Here is a 25,486-nt window from a genome sequence, read left to right as displayed (position 1 = left end):
TGTAAAAAATAATTACACTTTCTTCAACTTAATATATTTTATGAGTATTCTTTTTACTCATACTTTTGATCATTAAATATGCGCTGACATACTGATTCGTTCAGCTGACAATCAGTGGGGGATGACTCCCCCACTGATTGAAGTTTCACTTTATCTTAATGCTCTTTTTAAATATCGTCAATCCTCCCCTGTGCCTCATCGATGCGAAGTTCAGAGTTTGTAAGGCATTGTCCGAGGAGCGTTTCGGCAATTTTCAACTGGTGGTGTTTTACCGGAACTGTTGCAGCGGTAAATTCTTTTTTCCAGCTTGCCAAATTTCTTTTATCAATCACTTTAGTACGCTTGCCAGGAAGCTGAGGAAGATCAATGAAGCTGTTTTTAGCTATCACAGCGGTCCTGACAGGAATCTCCAGTCCATTATCAGCAAGAATCTCCTCTGTTACAGTTTTCATTCGCTTTAAAGCAACCCCCGGATTAAGAAGCTTTTCCGTCCGGTCTCCCTGTTTTTTTTCCCAGAACCGGTTGGAAAAGCTTTTGTAAACCGTTTTATCTGTCCCTGGCAGCGCAGTAATCAGCCACATCTCCGCAGGTGTTAATATAAGTATATCAAAATCCACAGGTGCTTTTTCCAGAAAAAGAACAGGCTCATAGAAAATAAAATATGAGTCAGGAAGCTCCTTCACAAAAAATGAGAGGAGATGGTCATAATAATATTTTCTGTTGATCTCTGACTTTTCCGAAATGGTGGAACTGGCCCAGCTTAGCTGAAAATGAAATACATCCTCCATAAAAGCTGCCCTTAATTCCTGTTTATCTTTATATTTAATGCCAGGTGGGGGCGCAGGCTCCACTTCGTCTGCATCATCTTTACTAAGAAAAAGATGCTTCAGTCTCTGGCCAAACGTTTTTCTCTCTTCTGTTTCCTGTTCAAAAGAAATATCCATTTCAGGCAGGTAAACTTCTGAATTTCCCCATTCGCTTGAAAATCTTTTCCACCGTTCCTTTTTCAGCCGGACAAAGCGGCTTGGGTAACGGTATATATCTGTCTCATACCGAGAGATATAATCTGATAACTTTACTAGCTGAGCCAAATTTCTACCTCCATCTCCACCATTCGCTATATATTTACTATTTTATCCTGAAAATTGAATTTTTGAAACGGGTTTATACATAGGTTTTTTTCCTGGCCGCACTTCATAGAGAATTACTTCCTCCACGAGCCACTCCATATTATTCAGTGTTGTTCCCGTGCCTTCTGAGAAATCCTCGTCTGTGTTATAAGATTTCGCAAGTGTAATATGTGGCCGGTAAGGCCGTTTCTCCCTATGAAAACTATACTCTTCTGCTTTACTGGACGTTAATTCCTGTATTTGTGATAAAGCCTGTTCCCCGCTAATCCCTGCCCAGAAAACTCTAGGTTTGTTTTTGCTGCCAAAAATACCTGTACGGTCAAGAGCTAATTTGAATGGTTTCTCTTCAGCTAGCCTGTCAGCCAGGGCCGACCATAATGACTCCCTGTCACCTTCTTTACCCCAATCCCCCAAAAATAAGAGAGTGATATGAAAATCTTCTGCAAAAGTAATTTTTTTATAATAATTCTCTAAGCTAAGTTGCTCCTGCAGCTCTACTAAATAACTGTTGACATTTTCAGGTACTGAAATTCCAATAAAAAAGTGTGAACTGGCCAATGTAATCACCTTCTTTTTTCAAATAATAAAACTGTGGTACAATGATAAAGCTTAATAAACCCGATTGATTTAATCAGATTTCACAAAAATGAAAGATGCTATAGAAAGGAAGTGATCAGATGCGTGTCGCAAATAATATGGCCGAGCTGATCGGCGATACACCCCTCGTTAAGCTGAACCGTGTACCTGATGAGGGCGGCGCCTCTGTTTATCTTAAACTGGAATTTATGAACCCGAGCGGAAGCGTAAAAGACAGGGCTGCTTTCAACATGATCCTCCAGGCAGAAAAGGAAGGATTGCTTAACAGTGACTCTGTAATTATTGAACCAACATCCGGGAACACCGGTATTGGCCTGGCTATGAACACAGCGGCCAGAGGCTACCGGACAATCCTTACTATGCCTGACACAATGTCACAGGAGCGCATTAACCTCCTTAAAGCATATGGAGCTGAAGTGGTGCTTACTCCAGGAGATAAAAAAATGCCAGGGGCAATTGAAAAAGCGCATGAGCTCGTAAAAGAAATTCCGAACAGCTTTATGCCGATGCAGTTCGAAAACAGTGCAAACCCTGACGCCCACCGATCCACAACCGCGAAAGAGATTGAAGAGTGCATGAAAGATATAGGGAAGCCATTATCTGCTTTTGTAGCGGCTTCAGGAACAGGCGGGACCATTACTGGCACAGCAGAAGAGCTAAAAAAAACTTATCCTGATCTGACTGTGCATGTAGTCGAGCCTAAAGGTTCTCCAGTGCTTTCCGGCGGGAAACCTGGGCCTCATAAGCTGGTGGGTACAAGCCCTGGCTTTATTCCACCAATATTAAATGAAGACGTGTATGGTGAAATCTTTTGTATTTCTGACGAGAATGCCTACGATATTTCACGCCAGCTAGCCAGAAAAGAAGGAATCCTGGTCGGCCCGTCCTCCGGAGCAGCATGCTATGCAGCTCTTCAGGTAGCTAAACGGTTAACTCCTGAAGATGTTGTGGTTGCCATTGCCTGTGACACAGGAGAACGTTATCTTTCTACAGACCTTTTTGATTTTGAAAAAGAATAATCAGACTTTAAATCCCTCATTACGGCAATGAGGGATTTTCCTGTGTAGATTAGCTTTTCCTCGTTCCGTCTACAAAGAAACTTGTTTTTCCTGCCGTATGATGACCAGCATCAGTACTGCTCCGGCCAGGGTCAGCACCCCGTAGAAAAGATAGACGGACAATATTCCAAACCAGTCAATTAACAGCCCTGCCGAAAAAGTAAAAAACCATGCTCCCAGACCGTTTCCTGCTGCCGAGTATAATGAAACAGCAGTTGCTTTGATTTCACCAGGCGCAATCTTTATTACATACTGGAGCGCCGCAGGTATAAACAATCCAATGGAAAAGCCCTGAATTATAGTTGTAACATAAATAAAAACCGGACTTGGACCAGCAACGTAAAAAAGCCATCTTAAACCGGAAATAAGTGAAGCAATAAAAAGGATTTTCAGTATTCCAGCCCTTTCAATCCAGTTTCCTGCCCAGCGCATAAAAGGAACCTCGCTTCCAGCTGCCAGCAGGAAAGCAAAGCCTACCCCGGCTAAAGATCCGCCTGCAAACTGAATAAACAGCCCGAAGTAAAAGTTATTGGCCATGATCGGTCCGAAAACGAGAAATGTTACTAAAAGAAAAATCATAAATCGCGGCATCTTAATTAAGGTCCCAAGTCCATTTTTTATCCCAGGACTTACTTCAGCCGACTCTCTTGGCATACCCATGGAAAAAACAGCGCTCAAAAGCATGGTGGCCGCAAAAATATAAAAGATAATCTGGAGACCGGCTAAATCAGAGAGGTTTCCAGCAACCCAGACGGCCACAGCAAATCCGGCCGCCCCCCAAAGCCGGACATTTCCATAGTGTTCCTTATGCTTATATACATAATTCATCGCCATACTGTCTGATAAAGGGACAAGGGGGCTTTGAAATAACGCAAGTAAGGCAGCGATAAGAAGCAGCCAGATATATTCATATGTAAATAAATACAACAGGCCAGTGCTGGCGGTAATCACAACTGCCACCGTTAAAAGCACTCTTGGCTTGCCGGTATAATCACTGAGCATACCCCATACTGGCTGGGAAAGAAGCATAACTATGGGACCCACAGACATGATTGTGCCAATTTGCGCCCCTGAAAGGCCTGCTTCATTCTGCAGGTAAACACTTAATAAGGGAAACAGTCCCCCCAGTGCAAAAAAGGAGAAAAAATAAAAGCTTTTCATATTTAACATCGTCTTTTTGTGCTGATTCATTTACCATCATCCTTGCTGTTTATGCAGGTTGTTTTTTATTTTCAGTGAGCATAAGGAGACTCATGCTCACTGTTCATAAACTTCAGAAGCTGGATTCCTGCCTTTATCTTGCTAGTTCGTAAATCGCCTGAGCATAAAGTGCAGCTGCTTTTTTCAGGCTGGCAACGGATATATACTCATCTGCCTGGTGAGCTGCATCTTCTTCTCCGGGAAACAAAGGCCCAAAGGCGGCACCGGCTTTAAGGGACCTCGCATAAGTTCCTCCGCCGATGGCTATACATTCAGCCTCATCTCCGGTTTGCTCTTCATACACTTTTGCCAGCGTCTTAATAAGAGGATGGCTCTTCTCTACGGCATGGGGCTTCTCATGTGCTTTAATTACTGCCTGATAACTGCTTTCTGTAAAAAAGTCATTCAGCTTATGTTGAAGAGCCGAAAAGTCAGCGCCTTCAGGATACCTGAGATTAATACCAATTTCAGCTTTCCCTTCCGCTTTGTATCGTAATATCCCAAGGTTCTGTGTTACATGTCCCTTTTCCTCGTCAGTATGAGCAATCCCCAGTTTCTCCCCCCTGCTGTCCTCAAGAAAAAAATTTTTGAGCATAGAGAAATACGTTTCCTCTTCAGCATTCAGCTTAATATGGTCAGTTATATAGGCGGCAAGTAAAAGCCCGCTGTTCAGCCCCTTCTCTGGTTCAAGACCATGGGCTGATTTTCCGGTAAGGTTTAATCTTATTTCGCTGCCATTTCCGCTTACTGAACCTTGAAGATGATTTTTCTCCAGATAAAAATTAAACGATTTCTCCACTTCCTCCTGAATGACTCCCTGTAAAACTGCAAACGCCTGCTCAGGAACCATGTTGAATCGTTCCCCGGCACGAAACTCCAAAACAGCACCCTTCTCCCCGTTTGTTAAGTCTTTTGTATAGGAGAGGTCGCATATTCCTTTTTCTGCATAAATAATTGGGAAGACAGCATCCGGCGCAAAACCTGTTTCAGGCATTCTTTCAAGCTTAAAATAATGAGAAACACAGCGCCACTGGCTTTCCTCATCAGTACCTATAATTATGCGGACTCTTTTTTTCAGAGGCAGATTCATTTCTTTCACTATTTTCAGGGCGTAATAGGCGGCCATCGTAGGGCCTTTATCGTCGATTGCACCTCTGGCATAAATTCGGCCATCCCGGATTTCCGCTGCGAAGGGCGGTGAGGTCCATCCCTCTCCCTCCGGTACTACATCAATATGGCATAGAACTCCGACAATCTCCTCTCCATCCCCAAATTCAATATGGCCTGCATACCCCTCGAGATCTTTGACAGTGAAACCTTCTTTATCCGCCTTATTCAGCAGCCAGTCATAGCACTCCCGTATGCCCCTGCCAAAAGGAGATCCAGCCTGTGCGGTGGATTCATCCAGTACACTTTTAATTTTCAGGAAATCCTGGGTATCCGAAATAAATTCAGTCTCTCTTTTTTCTACTTCTGCCTGCCAGTCAGCCATTACGGCACCTCCATTAATATGTATTTATTTGAAAAATTACGCTGAACATCCAAAATGCTGCATAGTCTTTTAGGAATCCGAATTAAATATATAATAACACGAGTTTGGAGGAAAGGCTTTCGCTCGAAAATATACACTGAGTTTTCCGACTAGTAAACCAATTATCCTTTACCTTACTGCCTTATTACAGTAAAATTAAAGAAAGGGGGGATGGTTGAAAATTTTGTACCGCAGCTGAAAAAACTAATCAGCTTATTCTACAACTCTTTTTACAGCGAAAAGAGAAAATAGGTAAGGAGTGGTTTTTTGAAACCTTCAACTGACCGGATGCTGACCAGGATAAAATCCATCTACTTTTATATTAAAGGGAGAGAAAATGTCACGACAAAGGAATTGGTTGAAGAATTCGGGACAACTCAAAGGACGATTCAGCGGGATTTAAGTGCTCTTGAACAGCATAATCTCGTGAGCAGTCCGGAGCGGGGAAAGTGGACAACTACCAGCCGTAAGACAATTCTGTCAAAATTGATATGATAATATAATTACTATTATTGCTTAATTTCAGGCAGCCCTTCACAAACATGTGAAGGGCTGTTTTTTGTTTTGAAGCGTAAAAAAAGCCTGGACTTCGCTACCTCACGGATACGAAACCGGCTCTCAGTCCGTTAAATAATGTTTTTGCAGAGGGTTAGCTATGGATAGAGAATGAAAGCACTCATTTATTTACTTCAGGAGGATAAATCCCTATTCAGATGAGATGAAAAGCGTATGTACCCTATTAATATTTGTTCTTATATGTGTATATCGGCGAAAAATTAATTTTATCGGCGAAATCTGATTTTTATCGGCGAAGCTGCAGCTTTTATCGGCGAAATTCTCAATTTATCGGCGACTCGCCAATAAACACACAAATGCCACCCAGAAACACGCCCCACCGCAGGTACCAGACAACAAAAAGGAACGAACACTGTCCGTCCCTCTCGCCTCAATAATCATAAATTCCCTTTACGCAATAACTCCACTTCGTCGTCATTTAATTCTCGGTATGTGCCAGGTTTCAGGTCAGGGTCCAGTGTCAGAGGGCCAATGGATTCACGTTTCAATGCGACCACTTTTCTGCCTACAGCCTGAAACATTCGTTTCACCTGATGAAACTTTCCTTCTGTTATGGTGAGCCGTACTGTTGTTTCAGGTTCGCCTTCATAATAAGCCAGCTGAGCTGGCTTTGTTTTATACCCATCATCCAGCACCACTCCAGATTTAAGCACTTCCTCCTGATCTATTGTCAGCACGTCGTCAATATGGACCCGGTATGTTTTATCCACTTTCTTCTTCGGGGAAGTTAGCTGGTGGGCAAGTTTTCCGTCGTTAGTCAGGAGCATGAAGCCCGTGGTGTCTTTGTCAAGGCGTCCCACAGGGAACGGATCATAGATCAAGTCCTCTGTTTCGAGCAAATCAAGGACTGTACTCTCAGCAACATCCTCGGTTGCTGAAATTACACCTTTTGGCTTATTCATCATTAAATAGATGTTCGGTTTATACTCCACCTTCTCGCCAAAAATTTCAATATCGTCCTTTTCCGGATCTATCTGCGTCTTGGCGTCCTTAATTGGAGCCCCGCTAAGAGTGACACCTCCCTTTTTCAGAAGCTGTTTCACTTCTTTTCTTGAACCAAAACCCATATTTGCGAGAAGCTTGTCAATTCTCATATTTGTTCCCCCTTCTCTCTTTTATCACCTGCTGGCCGAAACCTCCAAGTCTTCCTTCCACATAACTGTTAATAACTCCGGGGATAAGCTGCCTGCTTGCATGATTAATTAATTTTTCCGGAAGACCCCGTTCTTTCATTTCGTTGCGCAGCTCCTCTGCAGCAATCACCGCTTTTTCTGTTGCCGCTTTATTAAGAGCAAGAACCTCTTTCTCTTCGGCGATGACTATTTCCATAGTTTCGCCAAACGTCTCTGCCAATCTTCCCTTCCAGCTGCTGTATTCCTGAGGCAGAGCTGCCATTCCTTTTCCATCCTTTTTCAGCTGTCCAGCTTCGGTGATAAATTTTACTGGTACCACCTGCTGCTTATCTTGAAGAAGAGGGGCAATGTCTGCGGAAATACCTTTTGTTGCGCAGTAAAAAAACACCGTCTCCGGGTGAAAATAAGGCTGGTTTTCCTTCAGAAACTCCGGCACAGCATCTGCAGGAAGAAACAGCCAGACTTCTTTTTCCGCCGAAAAATCCTGCGGGTCAATCCAGGTAATTCTCCTGTCAGCTTCAGATGCTTCCACAACTTTTTCCTTTGTCCTTGAATAAACCCTCACCGGCACATTAGATCTGTTGATTTCCACTAAAGCACTTGCCAGTCTTCCAAATCCTGCATACATACTTTTTTCACCTACCAGTCATCTCTTTTATTGTACAAAAAAGAGAGCTGCCGGAACAACTCTCCATGTAAAATGCCAGCACGCCATTTCCGGCATGTCTCTGTGTACACTTAATCTTCTTCCCCAAACATATAATGTTTTGTCCTTATATTTACATTAAGAACAATCCCTATTGCTATCATATTGGTAAGAAGCGCGCTCCCCCCGTAACTAATAAACGGCAGAGCAAGACCAGTAATTGGCATTAAACCTATTGTCATAGCGATATTCTGGAATACCTGGAACAAAATCAGACCAATTGTTCCTGCCACCAAATAAGTGCCAAAGGTATTATTACAGCTGAAGGCAATAATGACAAGACGATAGAGGAGGAGGAAATAAACGACAATCAGCACGGTTGCGCCCACAAACCCAAACTCTTCGCCAATAACTGTAAAAATAAAGTCCGTGTGAAGCTCAGGGATGATCCCGCTCTGAGATTTTGCCCCTTGAGCTAAGCCGCTCCCGTATAATTTACCTGCCCCTATACCCTGTATCGCGTGATATAGCTGGTAGCCTTCCCCGCCAATATTAGCAGAAGGATCAAGCCAGGCATAGATTCTGCTCAGCTGGTGGTCCTTAATAATCTTTGTAAATAAGCTGAAGTAATTATTATGCAGCCAGACCAGAAAAGTGATAGCAAGGATCACAAGGGAAGATAAAAGGCCGATCATCCTGTATGTCACACCTGACATCAGAATCATACTGAATATGATTGCACCAATAACAAGTGCAGTTCCCAGGTCAGGCTGTACAAGAATTAATGCAAATGGCGGAAGACCCACCGCCAGAATTTTTCCTATCACAATTGCATCTGATTTAAAAGACTTCTCTCTTGGGGTTTTCGTTATTTGGTAAAGCAAATGAGCCAGAGTAATAATAACGAAGATTTTTACAAACTCCGAGGGCTGGAACCGGAAACCATCTTCAATCCCAATCCATCTTTGCGCGCCGTTATGCTCAATTCCAAAGAAGTGAACGAGAAGGAGCAGCACCATTCCTAAAGCGTATAATGGAATGGAGAAGTTTTTAAAAAACTCATAATCTATACTCATCGCTGCCAGCATCAGGATAGTACCTATGCCAAACCAGACGATCTGTCTTTTCACATAAAACATTCGGTCTGCTGTGTATTGTTCGGTCGTCCCGCTGTATATAGCAAGCAGACTGATACACATCAGAACAAAAAGAAGAAATAGCAATGTATAATCAAGCTGCTGTAACGTGGTTTTTCTTTCTTGCATCTATACCACCTATCTATTATTTCCTATTGATCTCACCGGACGAAGATGCTCTCTTTTACTGAGCTTGGTGGCAGCTACTTCACTTTCCGCTTCCACGTCTTCCTTGTGGCGTTCGTTGTATTCTTTTTCAGCTCTCCTGGATATATTGGCAAGAATCCCCATAGACACACAGGTCACCATTAATGAAGAGCCCCCATAACTGAGGAACGGAAATGGAATCCCTGTAATCGGAAGGAGCCCGCTGACCGCACCAGCATTAAAGGCCATTTGTATAGCCAGCTGGAAAACGATCCCGAAGGCTAATAAACTTCCAAAAGCATCCCGCGAACGGGCTCCAATAATAATACCACGAATTATTATAATCAGCATACATGTAAATACAAATAATATTCCCAGTAAGCCTAATTCTTCACTTACAATAGCCAGAATAAAGTCTGTATGTGCCTCCGGCAGATAGAACAGTTTCTGGACACTCTGGCCGAAACCGGCACCGGATAGTCCTCCATGGGCAATTGCTATGTATGACTGGACGAGCTGATAACCTTCTGTAGCTTCCAGTTCAAACGGATTCCTGTGCCCAATCAGACGGTTTAACCGGTATGTTTCAGAATTAGCGTAATGCCAGAGGCCCCAGGCTGCAATGCTTCCGAGAGATATTAAATGTATCAGCTTTGCTCCGGAGCAGAAAGCTATTAAACCGGCAACGAGGACGATGGAAGTTGCTGTCCCAAGGTCAGGCTGCATCATTATTAATCCGAAAAAAACAATAACTACTACGAGGGGCGGCATAACCCCTTTAAAGAATTTATTTATATAGGCTTGTTTACGGGAGTAAACATAGGCCAGATAAATAATCGACCCGATTTTTACAAACTCAGAAGGCTGCAATCTGAAGCCGCCAACATTAATCCACCTAGTGGCCCCGTTCACTTCATGCCCCACGCCGGGGATAAGAACGAGTACAAGCAGAAGGACAGATCCCCCAACGATAAACGGTGAAAGCTTCCGGAAATGCCGGTATGGGAAAAACATAAAGGCAGTAAATAAAACAGCTGAGATTATTAGAAATTGCAGCTGCCTGTCAAAAAAATGTGCTATGTTTCCAAATGTTTCGTACCCCTGTACAAAACTTGCGCTGTATATCATAACAAGGCCGAAAACAGCCATTACTGAAACTGTTATAACAAGAGTCCAGTCTATATATAATTTCCGTTTAGATTCTTCATCCATCGGATTCACCTGCCATTCAATCCCAGTTTTAATTCTTTTATTATATCAGAACCTCAAGTAGTCTAAAAGAGACTAAAGGGATGCACGAGATTAATATATTATTTATTTTTTTACAGAATGATGACAAAAAGGCAGCGAGCCACTTTTTTCGGGTAGTCGGGAATGGGTGAAGGGCCTTGTGTTCCCTATATTCTCTGGTTTTTTGAGGTTCGGGCATACGGGGGGGATCCTGCCTTACCTTTCTTTATGTATTTCTCGAAATTCGGGCATGATGGGCCCTTTTGGCACCTCTTTCCCAACGGAAACAGCCAGTAGCCGCTCACCACGGCAAAAAAAGACTGGCTGATGCCTCCAGTAGAGGCATAAAAGCCAGCCTTCATAAAATTAACCATGCAGAGCCTTTGCAGTTTTTGTGACACGCTGAGCTAATCTCTTTGCCATTGTGAATTCTCTTTCATCCGGCTGATTGCTGCCGTCCGGCCCCGCAACCGTAGCGGCGGAATAAGGCGAGCCTCCAATACCGTCTGTTGTCAGCTGCTCCGGGTTTTCCCCGTAAGGAAGACCAACATAAATCATTCCGAAATGAAGGAAGTTTATAAGCGCGGTGATCGGTGTCGTCTCCTGTCCACCGTGAATGGATCCGGTACTCGTAATCACACCAGTTACTTTCCCTTCAAGGTCTCCATTTGCCCAAAGACTTCCTGCTGAATCAAGATACTGCTTCATCTGGGCTGGCATACTGCCGTAACGGGTAGGTATGCCCCAAATAATCCCGTCAGCCCACTTTAGGTCGTCATGTGTAGCAACAGGAATATCTTCCTGCCTATTTTGTGCATCTGCGTAAGCCTCCTGTGAGGACATGGCATCTTTCACCACATCAAACTCTTCAATCCGCACGATTCTCACTTCCGCACCGTCAACTTCTTTCGCGCCCTCTGCAGCTGCTTTTACCATATCCAGAATGTGGCCATACGAACTGTAATAAGGGATTAAAATATTTGCCATGAATAATCCTCTCCTTTATTTGAGCATTCTGTAATTCTCCCGTTTATTCTTAATGAAAACCAGGATTGTCCCCTGATTTTCGCTATAGGTACGTTTTCCTGTATAGTTGTGTTTTAAACTTGAAATCTCACTGGGCAGAATTTGAATAATCTGGATCTTAGATAAAAACACATTAATGCCCTTCTACAGTTTGATATCCTCCACAGCTGTTTATGTTTTTGCAGTAGAATTAAAACGGATTCTGGCAACATATGTTATAATGTTTCTAAGGAGATGATGAATATGGTTCAAATTAACATGTGCCCTAAATTTGAATCAGCCTTTCAGCTGTTAGGAAAACGTTGGAACGGATTGATTTTAAATGTATTACTGCAAGGTCCTCAGCGTTTTAAAGATATATCGGCAGTTATTCCGAACATGAGTGATAAAATGCTTGTCGACCGTCTGAAGGAGTTAGAGGAAGCGGGTCTCGTTACAAGAACCGTTTATCCTGAAACACCTGTCAGAATTGAATATACAGTAACAGAGATGGGCCGGGAACTTAAGCCGGCAATGGATGAAGTTCAGAAATGGGCCGAGCGTTGGATGGACTGATTTTTAAAAAATATAGGGGAGATAACCAAGAAAATAGCCTGGTTATCTTTTTTTATGGAGCAAATATGCGCCTTATGTTTCGCCCATGAGGGGGACAGTTATTCTACAAAATACACTTTTCACATCCAATTATGACTGAGTAACTTATCGTGCATGCCCGCTCGCAAGATGCTCTTGCACTACTTGAGTTCATCTCTTCCCCTCATTCAGGGCACGCAAGATTATTTTTCTGGAACTAAAGCCAGGCATCCAACTTTCAGGCTGAACCGCCTTCACACATAAAAAAAAACCGGACACAACGTCCGGTTTCCCCCCATAACTGGATTTATCCTTCTTCTCTAGCCCGCTTCTTTTTTTCTAAAAATCTGAACCTGTGTCCGAGAATCTGCCCGGCTAGCCCTGAGCGCAGCCCAAGAAACAGGTATACAGCTGCTCCGGCAAGGACTGATGCTCCCAATATCACTCCAGCATTCAGCCTAGAATCCAATGTCAGGAATTGTTCGGCTCCGGTTCTGACTCCATAAACAACCGCTCCCATAAAAGCAGCAAACATTCCAATGAGAAGCAGCCTCTTGACCAGGAAATTATATTTATAAGGTGCAAACTTTCCTATCGCCCAGATGTTAACCCCAACTGCTACAGCATATCCTGTACCAGTTGCGTATGGAGCACCTGCAGCACCAAACCAGAGGACGAAGAAATAATTAAATACTGCTTTAAACAACAAACCTGAAAACAAAGCAATAACTGCGTATTTCTGCCGGTTGATTCCCTGCAGCAAGGAAGAAGTTACAGCAAAAATACAGAACAGTACAGCTACAGGAGCGTAGTTTCTGATCATTTCTGAACCAATAACTAGCTCAGTATGGCCGACTCCAAATAAAGCCCCGTATACAGAATCTGAAAGGAGCATAAGGCCTAAAGCTGCCGGAATGCTCAGGAAAAGAATTATTTGATACGTCTGGGTAATATACCGTTGTACCCTTTCGTCGTCTTTATTCGTATATGCGTTCGTTACGGTAGGCAGGATAGTCAGTGACATCGCAGTCGCAATAGCTACCGGGATCATAATAAGCTTGTGGGCTGCCTGGGTAAATGCGCCGAAATACATTTCCGCAGTCTGCTGATCGTAGCCATTACTAAACATTGCCTGATTAAAGGTAAGCATGTCGACAAGCTGGTATAAAGGTATTGCAAGACCGACTATAGCTATCGGGACGGAGTAGGAAAGCAGCTCCTTATAAAGCTCCTTTAAAGGCTTGTCGCTCACTGCTGTGCTTTCGTCTACTTGCTGCTGGATGGACTGCCTTCTTTTTGCCCAGTAGACAAGAAGGACAGCAAGACCGCCGACAGCTCCCACGAACGCTCCGAATGTGGCAAAACCTACGGCTGTACCAAGCTCTCCGTTCCATACCTCAATAATAAGATACGTCAGCACAAGTATGAATGCGATCCTGATAATTTGCTCAATCACCTGGGAAACAGCAGTTGGCCCCATAGACTGAAAGCCCTGGAAATAACCACGGATAAGTGACATTATCGGCACTATTAAGAGGGCCACACTGACCATGCGGATAGTAAATACAACATCATCCATGCTGTTTCCCTGCAGATTCTCAGGATCTACTACAAGCCCTGCAATCGGTTGTGCAAGAAGGAATAAAATTATAAAAGTTATAAAGCCCATAATGGACATGACTACCAAACCTGAGCGGAACAGCCGCTGTCCTGTTTTATAATCCCCAAGAGCGTTATACTTTGCAACAAATTTCGATACGGCCAGGGGAATACCAATAGTTGAGAGACTGAGCAGTATCGTGTACGGTATATAACCGTATGAGTACAGCGCAAGTCCACCCTGCCCAACTATAGCGGTAAAAGGAAATATGTATATAAGCCCGAGTATTTTCGAAATAAATATACTTGCTGATAAAATGGCAGTTCCCCGAATTAATTGTTTATCTGACATGAATTCTCCTGCTTTCTTCATAAAGTGACACTTCAATCAGTGAGGTGGGTAATTCATCCCCCACTGATTATTAGCTGAACCAATCGGGATGTTAGCATCCGTTAACTCCCGCCACAACATCTGTGTTTCGACTCATGTTTTGAGGAGGGAGTTTTTCGAAAGGCTGCATCGGGATTAAACTATTTTTCGCTAGCTTGCATTTTATCATATTTTTCAGGCATGCGTTTAATAAGTTGACTTTATTCAGCATTGTATTTGATTTCCATCACAGGAATGTCGTTTAAAGTGCACAGAAAAGATTAAATAAACAGCAGAGAACCTGTCCAATTTGAACAGGCTCTTTAATACTGTATTTTTCCAATGTCCTGCCCAGTCAGATGAACTCCTACCCTTCGATTACTTTAAGGTACATATTTCTCGTTCTCGGCCCGTCAAATTCACAGAAGTATATACCCTGCCATGTCCCTAACACAAGCTCCCCTTTATGAATGATGACAACCTGGGAAGCTCCGGCGGTGCTCGCTTTCAGATGGGAAGCCGAGTTGCCCTCTCCATGCCTGTACTTATTATGTTCCCACGGGTAGACCTCATCCCAGCGCATAAGCATGTCATGTTTAACATCAGGATCAGCGTTTTCGTTTATCGTAATACCAGCTGTCGTATGAGGAGAGTAAATATAAACTACACCTTCTGATACACCTGTTTCCTTTACGAAACGGTTAACTTCCTCAGTTACTTCCAGCATCTGATCACGTGACTGAGTACTTAGAGAAATTTTCTTAATCATTGCCATTGTTATTACCTCCATTCAAAAATATAGTCAGCATCTCTTTACTTCGGTTTAGATCTAATTGTTCTCTTTGCCACGCATGAAATTTAAACTCCTAAAACTCTCCAATGCTTTTTCCCACTGCGGTTTATTAATAACCTGAAAATAATTATATTTCTGTTTGTCTTCAAAAGAATTGTAACTTACCTGAAAACGGTGCGTCTAATATTTTAAAGCAGACTGGGAGTGAAAATATGGAAATAAAACCACGCTTCTTTATAAGAATTATTCTTGCCTTAATATTTTTCATCCTATTTACCGGCTGTTCTAATAATGACTCTGCACAGGAAAATACAGCAGTATATAATGATGCCGACAATTCCGGCTATACAGAGATGGAAGAGGAAGCTTATGAGACAAGCGAAGACGTAGATAATTATGAGGAACCTGAGCTAAGAGAATCAGCAGGCGTGGAAACCCAGCACAGAATGGTCATCTATAATGCTGACCTTTCCATTGAAGTAAATGATTATAACTCAGCCTATAACGATATTCAGAATAAAACGGTATCAGCCGGAGGGTTTATCGTAGAGTCTTCCCAGCACCAAAACGACGGGGGAGCCCTTTCAGGTTACATTACTGTACGGCTGCCGCAGGAACATTTCCACTCCTTTATTAATGACCTGGAATCAGGAAGCTCCACAGTCCTGGAAAAATATGTACATGGAAACGATGTAACTGAAGAATATGTTGATCTCGAATCACGCCTCCGATCCCAGGAAGCAGTAGAAGAACGGCTTCTGTCTTTTATGGAACAGGCGGAAAATACAGAAGATCTCCTGAATATCTCACAGGATCTTGCGGATGTGCAAGAGGAAATTGAAACAATTACCGGGCGTATGAATTATCTGGAAAACCATGTTGCCTATTCTACTGTGTCTATTCATATAAGAGAAAGGTACGGATCGGCCTCCACTCTGCAAAATACAGATGACCTGAATACTTGGGAGCGGGCTCAAAGCCTCTTTACAGACACTTTAAATTTTATCATTACCTTCTTTTCAGGGGCTGCAGTGCTGATCATCGGACTGTCACCAGTGTTGCTGCCGTTAATAATAGCTGCAGTTTTGATCTTTTTCCTGTACAAACGCAAGAATCGCAGGAAGGAAAAAAAGCCGGAGAATCCCTCAGAGTAAAGAGCAGACAGGATCCAGAGGGGACCTTAAACCCTCTATTAAGGCTAAGGGCACGTGGTCTTTTCCACATGCCCTTATGCATGCAGTTTAATTTTCACCCTGGCTTCGCGCATGCCTGTTAACAGCCTCCACAGCTTCTCCAATCAGCTCTTGGAATTTCGCTTCCTCCAGGACCTTTAAGCCTTCAGCAGTCGATCCTCCGGGGGATGCTACCTGCCTCTGTAAATCTCCCGGGTCAAAGCCTGCTTCGAGCATCGCTGCTGAACCGCTGAGCATCTTAATTACCAGCTCCCGTGCCTGTTCTTTTGTTACGCCGTTTTCAGCTGCCGCTTTTTCCAGGCCTTCTGCAAAGGAATAAAGGAAGGCAGGTGCACTGCCGGTTACAGCTGTTAAATTATGTACTTGTTCATTAGAGAGTTCCTCCCCATACCCAATAGCAGATAAAATAAGGGAAATCGTCTTTTTCTGGTCTTCTGTGACAAACTGCCCTGTTGAATAAATGGACATAGACTTACCTATTTGAGCGGCAGTATTAGGCATAATCCAGCAAACAGCAGCTCCGTCCGGCAAGCGACTTTCCATATAATCCGTGTCAATACCTGCAGCAACAGTGATGATCAGCTGGCCCGACAACCGTTCGCCTATTTTCCTGAGCTGCTCATCCTGGGTGCCAGGTGGTGATGCGAGGACTATAACATTATGTCCTGCCATATCACCTTCCCAATCAGATGATGTATTTACTCCATACTTTTTCTCCAGCTCAGTAAGCTTTCCCGTATCTGAACGATTTGCGACTGTGATCTTTCCTATTTCCGAAGTTTCTTTAGCAATTAATCCGGATATAACAGCTTCAGCCATTCGGCCAGCACCGATCATCAGTATATTTGTCTTTTCCAAATGAACCTCCCCTTTCTGTTCCTTTCAATAGTTTATTATACATGCAGGCACTTTCATAAGATTTTGTCTGTCAAATCTTTCATTACAGAACCATTACGAAAATAAAGTAGAAAGAAAATACAAATAAAATGACAAAAATAAAAGCGGTCAGTATATAAATACTTACCTTGGAAGGAATAAAGATTCCCTGTTCTATCTGTGTCATTTTATTAAAATAATCCTTCGTGCTGAAAATTAAAATAATGATCCCGGTAATTATTGAGGCGATGCCCACAAAGTTAATGACATAATCAACCTGCTGTATTCCTTCCACATCGAAAGTGAAATGAAGATTTGTGACTAAAAAACCGATACCCATTATTGCAATAGCTGTCCGTATCCATGCGAGATACGTCCTCTCATTGGCAAGATGCTGCTGGGCGAGCTTTACCGAATGCTTATCTCCGTTAGTTTTATTATCTTCAGTCATCCAAGTTCACCTGTCTTAACATCATTTTTTTCTTCAGTTAGTTTCCACCTCTTTTTACTTCTTACCCGGTGCAATATTCTAAAAACCAGACTGCTCAGAAACTGAAAAAAACGCCTGGATATTAATACCCAAGGCGTTCTGTTAGCTATATGAGGGACCATTTGTACTGAGCTTTATTGGCAGGTCGGACCCTCATTCCGTTAATTCGTTAAATTCCTGTCCAGTAATCGTTTATGTATAAGGAAGAAAACAGGCCAAATCCTGGGATTTGGCCTGTTTTTAGTATACTGCTTCATATATTTCTTAACAGCTTCTTAAATGCCATTCAGGCGTCTTTCAAGCTGCTTCATTTTAAATTCATCTTTATTGGCTCTTTCAAACTGCTTTAGCTTTCTTTTCAGACGGCTCTTAGTTAAAGGAATGTCAGTAATTCCTTTCTGGTTTAAATAAACCGCGAAGAAGTCAATCTTGCCGCTGTCATATTTATTTTCCGCCTCTACAGTATCAAAATACAGCTCCAGAGCATCTGCCAGAGTGACAGATTCAGGGAGAAAGTCTCCATACTGATCAAAGTTTACCCGGAAATTTTTCTCACGAAGCTTTGTAAGGAATGTGTTTAAGAACAGTTCTTCATTTCCCGATACTTTAAAACCTTTTCTTTCAAGAAGCTGTAAAAATATTTTCAGATCATTATGGTAAAAAGAATATGCTTTACGCATTTCTTTAGTCATATTTAAATTGATGCTTACTGTGCCTTCGGAGCGAGCGTGCAACATGTTCAATAACGCCTTGTTAACTTCAGGCTTTAACAAAAACGCCGGATGAACTGTTTTCAGGTACTTATCAACCTCTTCATTCAAAAGACGCTGCTGCTTTTCTTCCATATCCATTTTTCTAAGTGATGCTGATTGTTCCTGTTTAGCATACTCTGCAATTCGCTGTTGTGTCTGTTCTGACCACACAGCCCGTTTAGCTTCAAACCTATTTTTTATTGTTTGAAACATGTGCTTCTCCTCCTTCCAATGTTTTCTATATCAGTTACACTAAGAAGTGTACCACACTAAAAACAGAAATAAAATAGAGTTTTTGTTTAAAATGTGAAATATTTATAAGTTCTCAGGCGATAATCACTTCTGAGCTTAATATTTAAAGATATATTCTGATATTTGCCGTTTTTTTCTTTATTATTTCGGAATTAAAACAATTTTCAGATAACTTAATTTTAGTGTTTGTAACATATATATCTGAGGAAAACTTTGTTATAGTAAAGAAGAATTTGAAGGCATATCCGGCTAATTTTTACCGATAAAATTGACGCTTACATAGCAAAAGAGAGGTTGTATCTGAAAATGAAAGACGTGATTGTAATCGGAGGCGGTCCCTCAGGGCTGATGGCTTCGATAGCTGCAGCCCAGTACGGCGCTAAAGTACTGCTTATCGATAAAGGGGATAAACTTGGCAGGAAACTTGCCATTTCCGGAGGGGGCAGATGTAACGTGACAAACGTGAGCCCAATCGACCAGCTCATTGAAAACATTCCCGGGAACGGCCAGTTTATGCACAGCCCCTTTTCCGTGTTCAATAATCAGGATATCATCAGTTTTTTTGAGGAACTTGGAATAAAACTGAAAGAAGAAGACAGGGGACGGATGTTTCCTGTCAGCGATAAAGCGAAAACAGTGGTGAATACCCTCCTGAACAAAGTAAACGAGCTCGGAGTGGAAATAAGAACAAACACAGGCGTCAAAGATCTAAAGTATACGGAAGACAGGGTAGATGCGGTTGTTCTGGCTAATGGGGAAAAAATTAAAACAAAAAATATAATCGTTGCCGTAGGAGGCAAATCTGTACCTTATACCGGAAGCACCGGCGACGGATATCCATGGGCTAAGAAGGCCGGGCATACAATTACCGAGCTTTACCCAACTGAAGTTCCAATTACAGCTAAGGACAAATTTATTAAAGAGAAACTGCTGCAGGGCCTATCCCTGCGTGAAGTGAAGCTTACTGTCCTGGATCCATCTTCAAAAAAGGCTATTAAGACGCATGAGGGAGACATGGTTTTTACCCATTTTGGTGTCTCCGGCCCAATTGCTTTAAGATGCAGCCAGTTTGTTATAAAGGCCAAGAAGGAGCATAATGTGAAAGAAGTAGCCTTATCACTGGATCTTTTTCCTCATAAGAGCTATGAAGACGTTCAGGAAGAATTGGATAACCTGCTCCATTCCCAGCCAAAAAAAGCAATTAAAAATGCTTTAAACGGATGGCTTCCAGAACGAATAATCCCGGTAATTCTTGATAAAGCAGGTGTTGAACCTTTCATTGTGAGAGCGGAGCTTTCCAATGAAAAGAAACGCTCACTTTTAAGGTCAATTAAAGATTTTTCCATCTCTGCAACCGGCACATTATCTATCGAAAAAGCATTTGTAACCGGCGGAGGAGTATCAGTGAAAGAAATAAAGCCAAAGAAAATGGAGTCAAAATTCAAAAAAGGCCTGTTTTTCTGCGGCGAAGTACTGGATCTCCATGGATATACAGGCGGTTATAATATCACTGTAGCATTTTCAACCGGCTATACTGCAGGACAGGCGGCAGCGATGAACCTGTGGGAAGAAAGCTAATACACTCATTGAAAGATGTGAAGACGCAAAAACTCTTCACATCTTTTTTATCCCTATTCCACAGCAGCCTTCGTATTTCCCCTTGCTAAAGGTTGTTATAACATCCTCCCTGATTGCAGCTCCCTAAAGAAAATGGTTGAAATGCCCTTTCCTATCTCAGCGCTCCTTAATATACAATATTAAGGAGCTGATAAAATGGGGACGACTAACTATACAGGTATCCTTATTTCAGGGAGGATTCATAAAAAATTTCCTGAAACAGAAGGACGCCTGGGTAAAACTCTTTCTTTTTATGAAAATGCCGCCAGAAAAAACAACATTAAAATTTGTTATTTCCGCCCAAGCGATATTGATTTCAATAATAGAGAAGTAAAAGGGTGGGTTAAATCTTCCCATGGATATAAATTGATCAAAATACATTTGCCTGCAGTAATTTTCAGACGGACATCTTATGGGAAAAAATATGACCGCTTATTTAGTCCATTATGCAATAAAGGGGATCTGTATTTATTTAATCTCCGGCGGTTTAAACATAAAAAATATGATGATTACCTCTTCTTCCATAAAAATGAAACGTTGAGAAAGCACTTGCCGGAAACAATGAAAGCCACACCGGAATCGATTAGGGAAATGATGGAAAAATATAATCAGTTAATTATAAAACCAAATTCAGGCCGTGTTGGCAAAGGAATTATGAAACTGGAAAAATCAGAAGGACACTGGAAGTTACTCTATAAAAAAAAGCAGGAGAAAGAAATCAGATGGGAAACGATTGAGTTTAAAAATGACCTCCCTTCCAGGTTAATCAAAAAAATGAATAAAGGTTCATTCCTTGTACAAGAGAGAATTAACCTTGCAACTGTTAGTGGCTGCCCATTTGATATGAGGGTTTCCGTTCAGAAAAATTGTTTCGGTACATGGCAAATCTCAGGTATTATTGCAAAACTAGCTGAAAGAGGCCATTTTATAACGAACCTCACACAAGGCGGGACCTCATATCCGCTCTCCAGACTTCTGGAGGGGCACCCCAGCCTGTCTCCCGGAAAAGTACTCCATAACCTTGTTCCATTTGTTTTATTAGCTGCGGATTACCTTGAAAAAAGTTATCCATTTCTGGCTGACCTAGGATTTGATATTGGAATTACTCCTGAGGGCTTCCCTTATATTATAGAGCTGAATACCGTATCCGATTATCCAACCCTAACTATGCAAAATAACGAGCTGGGTGATCAGGAATGGGAGAAGGTCTTCACAACGCCAATTGATTTTTCAGCCTATCTGTTAAATGAAAAGCATTGCAGCTAAGCTTCTCCTTCTTCTTCAATGATTATGAAAGGAACGTGAGTGTTTCACGTTCCTTTCTGTAATTAAAAAATCTCATGGAGAACACCTTCTCAAATATTTATCCTGGAGATTTCTGCATACTTGTAAGAAAACTAGTTCAAATGACCATTCCTTCCTAAGCTTTTTAAATATATATATAAGAGCGTTATTAAAGGAGGGTTCTCTTTGACTAAGCCTTATCTTGGAATCATCTGCTATAAAAAACGTTGGAAATCTCTCAGCTCACCCAAAGGTAAACTTAAGAGACAGTTGAAGTACATTGAAGCAGCAGGTAAAGAAAATGGAGTTATTCCATGCTTTGTCCGACTTTCGCATATAAGCTCTGGAAAAGAAAAAATCCAGGCGTATATCAAGGGAAAGGATGGGTATGAGTTACAAAAAATCCCATGTCCTGATGTTTTTTATAACCGCGTTCTAGACAGTCCGTCAAAAAGGCCCAAAATCAAGCGATTAACCGATGCTGGGAAAATTATTTTTAATATGATAAATGCGGATTTTACTCGTGGAAAATATGTTATATGGAAGCTGTTAAATGAAAATCCAGAAATCCGGCCCCATTTGCCTGACACAAAAAAAGCAACTGTGGAGAACTTGTTAAAAATGATGAACACATACGATTCATTAATCGTTAAGCCTGACACAGGAGCAACAGGTTTTGGAGTAATGTCCCTCGTTAATGGCGGAGAATCCTGGTGCCTCTCCTTAACTAATGACAAGCGCGGGTGGGAGGACATACACTTTAAAGGAAAACTGCCGGAAATTCTGGAGCAGCGGATTACTGATTACGCGTATATCATCCAGGAAAGAATCCCTCTTGCAACCTACAAAGAGGAGCCTTTTGATATTAGAACGGTAGTTCAAAAAAACAAACTGGGGATTTGGGAAACAACAGGATATATTGCCAAGGTTGCGGGCAAAGGAAGGCTGATTACTAACCTTACCCGCGGCGGGACCTCATTCCCCCTGGAAGAAATCCTGAGTAGTCATCCATCCCTTACTTATGAAAAAGCTGCTGAAAACATTTCTGCATTCGCTGTTAAAACTGCGGGATATCTGAGCAAAAAATATCCGGATTTAGGTGACCTCGGAATGGATATTGGCATTACCTCGGAAGGCTTTCCTTTTTTTATAGAAGTCAATTATATGTCTGATTATGATACGCTCTGTTTTCGTAACGACAAGCTAATCTCTAAAAGATGGGAAAAAATCTATAAGACACCAATTGAATATGGAGCTTATTTAATCGAACAAATAGATCAATAAAAAGGAGCTGTTACCTTTTTCGGTAACAGCTCCTTCTGAATTATTTTTTTAACTGACTGCTAGTTCGCCACAATATTGACGAGCTTTCCAGGAACTGCAATGACTTTCCTGACTGTTTTCCCTTCAAGCTCTTCTTTAATTTTTTCATTATTCACTGCTGTTTCTTCCATTTCATCTTTCGAAGCATCTTTAGCAATCGTCAGCTTTTCACGTACTTTACCGTTTATCTGCACGACAATTTCCACTTCATTTTCCACAAGCCACTCTTCTTCGTATACAGGCCAGGTCTGATACGCGATCGATTCTTCATGGCCAAGACGTCCCCAGATCTCTTCACTTAGATGCGGTGCAACCGGGGAAAGAAGCTTAACGAAACCTTCAAGCTGGGTTTTTGACAGTTTATCCTGCTTATATGCTTCATTAATAAATACCATCAGCTGGGAAATACCAGTATTAAATCTGAGGCCTTCAAAGTCCTCTGTCACTTTTTTTACTGTCTGATGATAAGTTCGCGTCATCTCTTCTGTGCCTTCCGCATCTACGATTGCCGGGTTCAACTTGTTATCGTCTGTGATAATCAGACGCCAGATACGATCGAGGAAACGGCGGGCTCCATCAAGGCCTGTTGTACTCCATGCGATAGCAGCATCAAGGGGACCCATAAACATTTCATACAGCCGGAGTGTATCCGCACCATGGCTTTCGATAATATCATCAGGATTTACAACATTTCCTTTTGATTTACTCATCTTTTCATTATTTTCCCCGAGGATCATTCCCTGGTTATACAGCTTCTGGAACGGCTCATTTGTAGGAACAACGCCAATATCGTAAAGGAACTTATGCCAGAAACGAGCGTAAAGCAGGTGAAGCACGGCATGCTCCGCTCCTCCAATATAAATATCCACCGGAAGCCATTTTTTCAGCAGTTCTTCGTCCGCAAGGGCTTTGTCGTTATGCGGATCAATATACCTCAGGTAATACCAGCAGCTTCCAGCCCATTGAGGCATGGTATTTGTTTCCCGGCGGCCTTTTTTACCAGTCTCCGGATCGGTTACATAAAGCCAGTCTTCTGCGTTTGCCAGCGGGGACTCTCCGGTTCCGGATGGCTTAAACTCCTCAAGTTCAGGAAGTGTAAGCGGCAGTTCCTCTTCAGGGACCGGCTTCATTGTTCCATCCTCAAAATGAATCATTGGGATTGGCTCGCCCCAGTATCTCTGGCGGCTGAACAGCCAGTCACGAAGACGGTAAGTTACTTTCTTTTCACCCCGGCCGTTTTCTTCCAGCCAGTCGATCATCTTGCTGATTGCTTCGTCATTATTAAGCCCATCAAGGAAATCAGAATTAACGTGCGGGCCATCGCCTGTATATGCTTCTTTCGCAATATCTCCTCCAGAAACCACTTCTCTTATTGGCAGATCGAAAGCAGTTGCAAACTCATAGTCTCTTTCATCATGGCCAGGCACTGCCATGATCGCGCCAGTTCCGTATGTTGCAAGAACATAGTCAGCGATCCATACTGGAACCATTTCCCTTGTTACCGGATGTTTCGCATACGCTCCAGTGAAAACTCCGGTCTTTTCCTTAGAAAGCTCCGTACGCTCCAGGTCACTCTTTGTAGCAACCTTTTTCTGGTACTCTTTCACAGCCTCATGCTGTTCTATCGTCGTAATTTCATCTACCAGCTTATGTTCCGGAGCGAGAACCAGGTATGTTGCTCCGTACAATGTGTCAGGGCGTGTGGTAAAAACTGTAATCGTTTCTTCAGAGTCTTCAAGCTGGAATATCACGTCCGCGCCTTCCGAACGGCCGATCCAGTTTCGCTGCATATCTTTAATGCTCTCAGGCCAGTCAAGCTCCTCAAGATCTTCCAAAAGACGGTCGGCATAAGCAGTAATTCTAAGCATCCACTGCTTCATCGGACGGCGTTCTACCGGATGTCCTCCCCGCTCACTTTTTCCATCGATAACTTCTTCGTTGGCAAGCACAGTACCTAAAGCCGGGCACCAGTTAACGGCAACTTCATCAATATACGCAAGACCTTTCTTGTATAGCTGGATGAAAATCCATTGTGTCCACTTATAATAGTTTTCATCTGTCGTATTGATTTCACGATCCCAGTCATAGGAAAAACCAAGGGCTTTAATCTGACGGCGGAAAGTATTAATATTTTTCAGCGTAAAGTCTCTCGGATGTTTCCCTGTATCCAGCGCGAACTGTTCTGCAGGTAGCCCGAACGCGTCCCACCCCATTGGATGCAATACATTATAGCCCTGCATCCTCTTCATTCGGGAAAGAATATCAGTCGCAGTGTACCCCTCCGGATGCCCTACGTGCAGTCCGGAACCTGAAGGATATGGAAACATATCAAGCGCGTAGAACTTTTCCTTCGAAGGATCCTCCTCCATTTTAAATGTTTTATTTTCTTCCCAGTGTTTCTGCCATTTCTGTTCAACTGATTTGTGGTCAAAACTCATATATACTGCCTCCTTTTTAAAAATAAGGTGATGTTTTCGGTATGCGTCCCGATGTATCGGCGGACCGTTCGTTGTAGCTGGTTCCGGAGTGGCACGTTGAGCAGCTTCTGTTTTCTCACGTTTGCTCCACTATACTCTTTCTCTTAACCTGGCACCGGCGGACCGGGTTCACTTGTACCGGGTTCACGGGTGCCACGTTGCGCTACTCGCTTATTCTCGCTTATCCTCACGCATGCTCTCTCGTTCATCCTGGCACTTTGGTTCCAGGAACCCTGGTGCTATGTTGCAGCGGTGCCCCCTGAAAAAATATAAAAAACCTCCCGCCACTGAATAACATTCAGGGACGAGAGGTTATATCCTTCCCGCGGTACCACCCACGTTAGCATACAGGATCGTATGCTCGCTCAAATCCCGTAACGTGGGGTGACGTCAAAAAGTAGTCAGGCATAAGCCCTTTCCCTTCTGCGATTCAAAGGTGAGTTCATAAATTACTATGGTTAACTTGCACCAGCCGTT

Annotated in this window: 22 protein-coding genes and 1 other annotated feature (1 of these 23 running past the window's edge); of the genes, 7 read left to right on the top strand and 15 right to left on the bottom strand. The window is 42.6% G+C overall.

What is annotated here, in order from left to right; translation table 11 throughout:
- Positions 1-167: 167 nt before the first annotated feature.
- Positions 168-1,091, bottom strand: coding sequence for a nuclease-related domain-containing protein (locus BK582_RS10485; RefSeq protein ID WP_078594986.1), 924 nt, complete (start codon positions 1,089-1,091; stop codon positions 168-170).
- Positions 1,092-1,133: 42 nt separating this feature from the next.
- Positions 1,134-1,688, bottom strand: a complete 555-nt coding sequence (gene thpR, locus BK582_RS10480; RefSeq protein ID WP_169910946.1) for an RNA 2',3'-cyclic phosphodiesterase — start codon at positions 1,686-1,688, stop codon at positions 1,134-1,136.
- Between the two features lie 119 nt (positions 1,689-1,807).
- Here thpR and cysK point away from each other — a divergent pair, with 119 nt between their 5' ends.
- On the top strand, positions 1,808-2,746 hold the full coding sequence (gene cysK / locus BK582_RS10475) for a cysteine synthase A (RefSeq protein WP_078594981.1): 939 nt from the start codon (positions 1,808-1,810) through the stop codon (positions 2,744-2,746).
- A gap of 69 nt (positions 2,747-2,815) precedes the next feature.
- Here the strand turns inward: cysK and BK582_RS10470 are convergent, their stop codons facing one another.
- Together BK582_RS10470 and pepV are read right to left on the bottom strand one after the other, a co-directional pair.
- A complete protein-coding gene (locus BK582_RS10470) occupies positions 2,816-3,976 on the bottom strand; it encodes an MFS transporter (RefSeq protein WP_139368233.1) in 1,161 nt (386 codons plus the stop codon).
- Positions 3,977-4,079: 103 nt separating this feature from the next.
- Complete coding sequence (gene pepV / locus BK582_RS10465; protein ID WP_078594978.1) at positions 4,080-5,477, bottom strand: dipeptidase PepV; 1,398 nt, start codon at positions 5,475-5,477, stop codon at positions 4,080-4,082.
- Between the two features lie 306 nt (positions 5,478-5,783).
- On the opposite strand from pepV, the gene BK582_RS10460 reads away from it, so the two are divergent.
- A complete protein-coding gene (locus tag BK582_RS10460; protein WP_078594976.1) occupies positions 5,784-6,011 on the top strand; it encodes a DeoR family transcriptional regulator in 228 nt (75 codons plus the stop codon).
- A gap of 458 nt (positions 6,012-6,469) precedes the next feature.
- Here BK582_RS10460 and BK582_RS10455 read toward each other — a convergent pair whose 3' ends face one another.
- The 5 genes from BK582_RS10455 to wrbA all read right to left on the bottom strand — a co-directional run bounded on the left by BK582_RS10455 (position 6,470) and on the right by wrbA (position 11,371).
- Complete coding sequence (locus BK582_RS10455; RefSeq protein WP_078594974.1) at positions 6,470-7,186, bottom strand: pseudouridine synthase; 717 nt, start codon at positions 7,184-7,186, stop codon at positions 6,470-6,472.
- The gene (locus BK582_RS10450; RefSeq protein ID WP_078594972.1) at positions 7,176-7,853 is read right to left on the bottom strand and encodes a hypothetical protein; all 678 of its coding nucleotides are present in this window, start codon (positions 7,851-7,853) and stop codon (positions 7,176-7,178) included. Before BK582_RS10450 ends, BK582_RS10455 begins: the two co-directional genes overlap by 11 nt.
- Before the next feature lie 110 nt (positions 7,854-7,963).
- The gene (rodA, locus tag BK582_RS10445; protein WP_078594969.1) at positions 7,964-9,136 is read right to left on the bottom strand and encodes a rod shape-determining protein RodA; all 1,173 of its coding nucleotides are present in this window, start codon (positions 9,134-9,136) and stop codon (positions 7,964-7,966) included.
- A gap of 9 nt (positions 9,137-9,145) precedes the next feature.
- Positions 9,146-10,366 (bottom strand): putative lipid II flippase FtsW, encoded by a 1,221-nt coding sequence (gene ftsW, locus BK582_RS10440; RefSeq protein ID WP_078594967.1) that lies wholly within the window; start codon positions 10,364-10,366, stop codon positions 9,146-9,148.
- 384 nt (positions 10,367-10,750) lie between these two features.
- Positions 10,751-11,371, bottom strand: a complete 621-nt coding sequence (gene wrbA, locus BK582_RS10435; protein WP_078594964.1) for an NAD(P)H:quinone oxidoreductase — start codon at positions 11,369-11,371, stop codon at positions 10,751-10,753.
- A gap of 282 nt (positions 11,372-11,653) precedes the next feature.
- On the opposite strand from wrbA, the gene BK582_RS10430 reads away from it, so the two are divergent.
- Positions 11,654-11,965 (top strand): winged helix-turn-helix transcriptional regulator, encoded by a 312-nt coding sequence (locus BK582_RS10430; protein ID WP_078594962.1) that lies wholly within the window; start codon positions 11,654-11,656, stop codon positions 11,963-11,965.
- Between the two features lie 325 nt (positions 11,966-12,290).
- Here the strand turns inward: BK582_RS10430 and BK582_RS10425 are convergent, their stop codons facing one another.
- Both BK582_RS10425 and BK582_RS10420 read right to left on the bottom strand, forming a co-directional pair.
- The gene (locus tag BK582_RS10425) at positions 12,291-13,934 is read right to left on the bottom strand and encodes a putative polysaccharide biosynthesis protein (protein WP_078594960.1); all 1,644 of its coding nucleotides are present in this window, start codon (positions 13,932-13,934) and stop codon (positions 12,291-12,293) included.
- Positions 13,935-14,319: 385 nt separating this feature from the next.
- Positions 14,320-14,721 carry a secondary thiamine-phosphate synthase enzyme YjbQ gene (locus BK582_RS10420; protein WP_078597953.1) on the bottom strand — a complete coding sequence of 134 codons (402 nt, stop codon included), beginning with the start codon at positions 14,719-14,721 and terminating at the stop codon, positions 14,320-14,322.
- A gap of 236 nt (positions 14,722-14,957) precedes the next feature.
- Between BK582_RS10420 and BK582_RS10415 the strand changes: the two genes are divergently transcribed.
- Positions 14,958-15,899 (top strand): DUF4349 domain-containing protein, encoded by a 942-nt coding sequence (locus BK582_RS10415; protein ID WP_078594958.1) that lies wholly within the window; start codon positions 14,958-14,960, stop codon positions 15,897-15,899.
- A gap of 87 nt (positions 15,900-15,986) precedes the next feature.
- Here the strand turns inward: BK582_RS10415 and proC are convergent, their stop codons facing one another.
- The 3 genes from proC to BK582_RS10400 form a co-directional block, all read right to left on the bottom strand.
- Positions 15,987-16,796: a pyrroline-5-carboxylate reductase gene (gene proC / locus BK582_RS10410; protein WP_276328204.1), complete on the bottom strand. Its 810-nt coding sequence runs from the start codon at positions 16,794-16,796 to the stop codon at positions 15,987-15,989.
- Positions 16,797-16,878: 82 nt separating this feature from the next.
- Positions 16,879-17,265 (bottom strand): YidH family protein, encoded by a 387-nt coding sequence (locus BK582_RS10405; RefSeq protein WP_078594956.1) that lies wholly within the window; start codon positions 17,263-17,265, stop codon positions 16,879-16,881.
- Positions 17,266-17,579: 314 nt separating this feature from the next.
- A complete protein-coding gene (locus tag BK582_RS10400; protein WP_078594954.1) occupies positions 17,580-18,269 on the bottom strand; it encodes a hypothetical protein in 690 nt (229 codons plus the stop codon).
- Positions 18,270-18,614: 345 nt separating this feature from the next.
- On the opposite strand from BK582_RS10400, the gene BK582_RS10395 reads away from it, so the two are divergent.
- From BK582_RS10395 to BK582_RS10385, 3 genes are all read left to right on the top strand, one after another.
- Positions 18,615-19,886, top strand: coding sequence for a BaiN/RdsA family NAD(P)/FAD-dependent oxidoreductase (locus BK582_RS10395; protein ID WP_078594952.1), 1,272 nt, complete (start codon positions 18,615-18,617; stop codon positions 19,884-19,886).
- Positions 19,887-20,081: 195 nt separating this feature from the next.
- A complete protein-coding gene (locus BK582_RS10390) occupies positions 20,082-21,191 on the top strand; it encodes a YheC/YheD family endospore coat-associated protein (RefSeq protein ID WP_078594950.1) in 1,110 nt (369 codons plus the stop codon).
- A 204-nt stretch (positions 21,192-21,395) separates the two neighbouring features.
- On the top strand, positions 21,396-22,493 hold the full coding sequence (locus tag BK582_RS10385) for a YheC/YheD family protein (protein WP_078594947.1): 1,098 nt from the start codon (positions 21,396-21,398) through the stop codon (positions 22,491-22,493).
- 59 nt (positions 22,494-22,552) lie between these two features.
- Here BK582_RS10385 and leuS read toward each other — a convergent pair whose 3' ends face one another.
- Positions 22,553-24,970 (bottom strand): leucine--tRNA ligase, encoded by a 2,418-nt coding sequence (gene leuS, locus BK582_RS10380; protein ID WP_078594945.1) that lies wholly within the window; start codon positions 24,968-24,970, stop codon positions 22,553-22,555.
- Between the two features lie 336 nt (positions 24,971-25,306).
- Positions 25,307-25,486: a binding site (T-box leader), on the bottom strand; it runs 50 nt beyond the window's last position.

Origin of the sequence: Evansella clarkii (assembly GCF_002019695.1) — a bacterium.
GTDB lineage: Bacteria > Bacillota > Bacilli > Bacillales > Salisediminibacteriaceae > Evansella > Evansella clarkii.
This window is presented reverse-complemented; position numbering and strand designations above follow the sequence as displayed.

Bases quoted from the DNA above. Each gene is read 5' to 3' on its own strand.
- BK582_RS10425 (WP_078594960.1), bottom strand. From the start codon at position 13,934: ATGTCAGATAAACAATTAATTCGGGGAACTGCCATTTTATCAGCAAGT.
- leuS (WP_078594945.1), bottom strand. From the start codon at position 24,970: ATGAGTTTTGACCACAAATCAGTTGAACAGAAATGGCAGAAACACTGG.
- BK582_RS10450 (WP_078594972.1), bottom strand. From the start codon at position 7,853: ATGTATGCAGGATTTGGAAGACTGGCAAGTGCTTTAGTGGAAATCAAC.
- wrbA (WP_078594964.1), bottom strand. From the start codon at position 11,371: ATGGCAAATATTTTAATCCCTTATTACAGTTCGTATGGCCACATTCTG.
- BK582_RS10455 (WP_078594974.1), bottom strand. From the start codon at position 7,186: ATGAGAATTGACAAGCTTCTCGCAAATATGGGTTTTGGTTCAAGAAAA.
- BK582_RS10420 (WP_078597953.1), bottom strand. From the start codon at position 14,721: ATGATTAAGAAAATTTCTCTAAGTACTCAGTCACGTGATCAGATGCTG.
- BK582_RS10405 (WP_078594956.1), bottom strand. From the start codon at position 17,265: ATGACTGAAGATAATAAAACTAACGGAGATAAGCATTCGGTAAAGCTC.
- BK582_RS10400 (WP_078594954.1), bottom strand. From the start codon at position 18,269: ATGTTTCAAACAATAAAAAATAGGTTTGAAGCTAAACGGGCTGTGTGG.
- pepV (WP_078594978.1), bottom strand. From the start codon at position 5,477: ATGGCTGACTGGCAGGCAGAAGTAGAAAAAAGAGAGACTGAATTTATT.
- BK582_RS10430 (WP_078594962.1), top strand. From the start codon at position 11,654: ATGGTTCAAATTAACATGTGCCCTAAATTTGAATCAGCCTTTCAGCTG.
- cysK (WP_078594981.1), top strand. From the start codon at position 1,808: ATGCGTGTCGCAAATAATATGGCCGAGCTGATCGGCGATACACCCCTC.
- BK582_RS10395 (WP_078594952.1), top strand. From the start codon at position 18,615: ATGAAAGACGTGATTGTAATCGGAGGCGGTCCCTCAGGGCTGATGGCT.
- rodA (WP_078594969.1), bottom strand. From the start codon at position 9,136: ATGCAAGAAAGAAAAACCACGTTACAGCAGCTTGATTATACATTGCTA.
- BK582_RS10415 (WP_078594958.1), top strand. From the start codon at position 14,958: ATGGAAATAAAACCACGCTTCTTTATAAGAATTATTCTTGCCTTAATA.
- BK582_RS10390 (WP_078594950.1), top strand. From the start codon at position 20,082: ATGGGGACGACTAACTATACAGGTATCCTTATTTCAGGGAGGATTCAT.
- ftsW (WP_078594967.1), bottom strand. From the start codon at position 10,366: ATGGATGAAGAATCTAAACGGAAATTATATATAGACTGGACTCTTGTT.
- BK582_RS10470 (WP_139368233.1), bottom strand. From the start codon at position 3,976: ATGAATCAGCACAAAAAGACGATGTTAAATATGAAAAGCTTTTATTTT.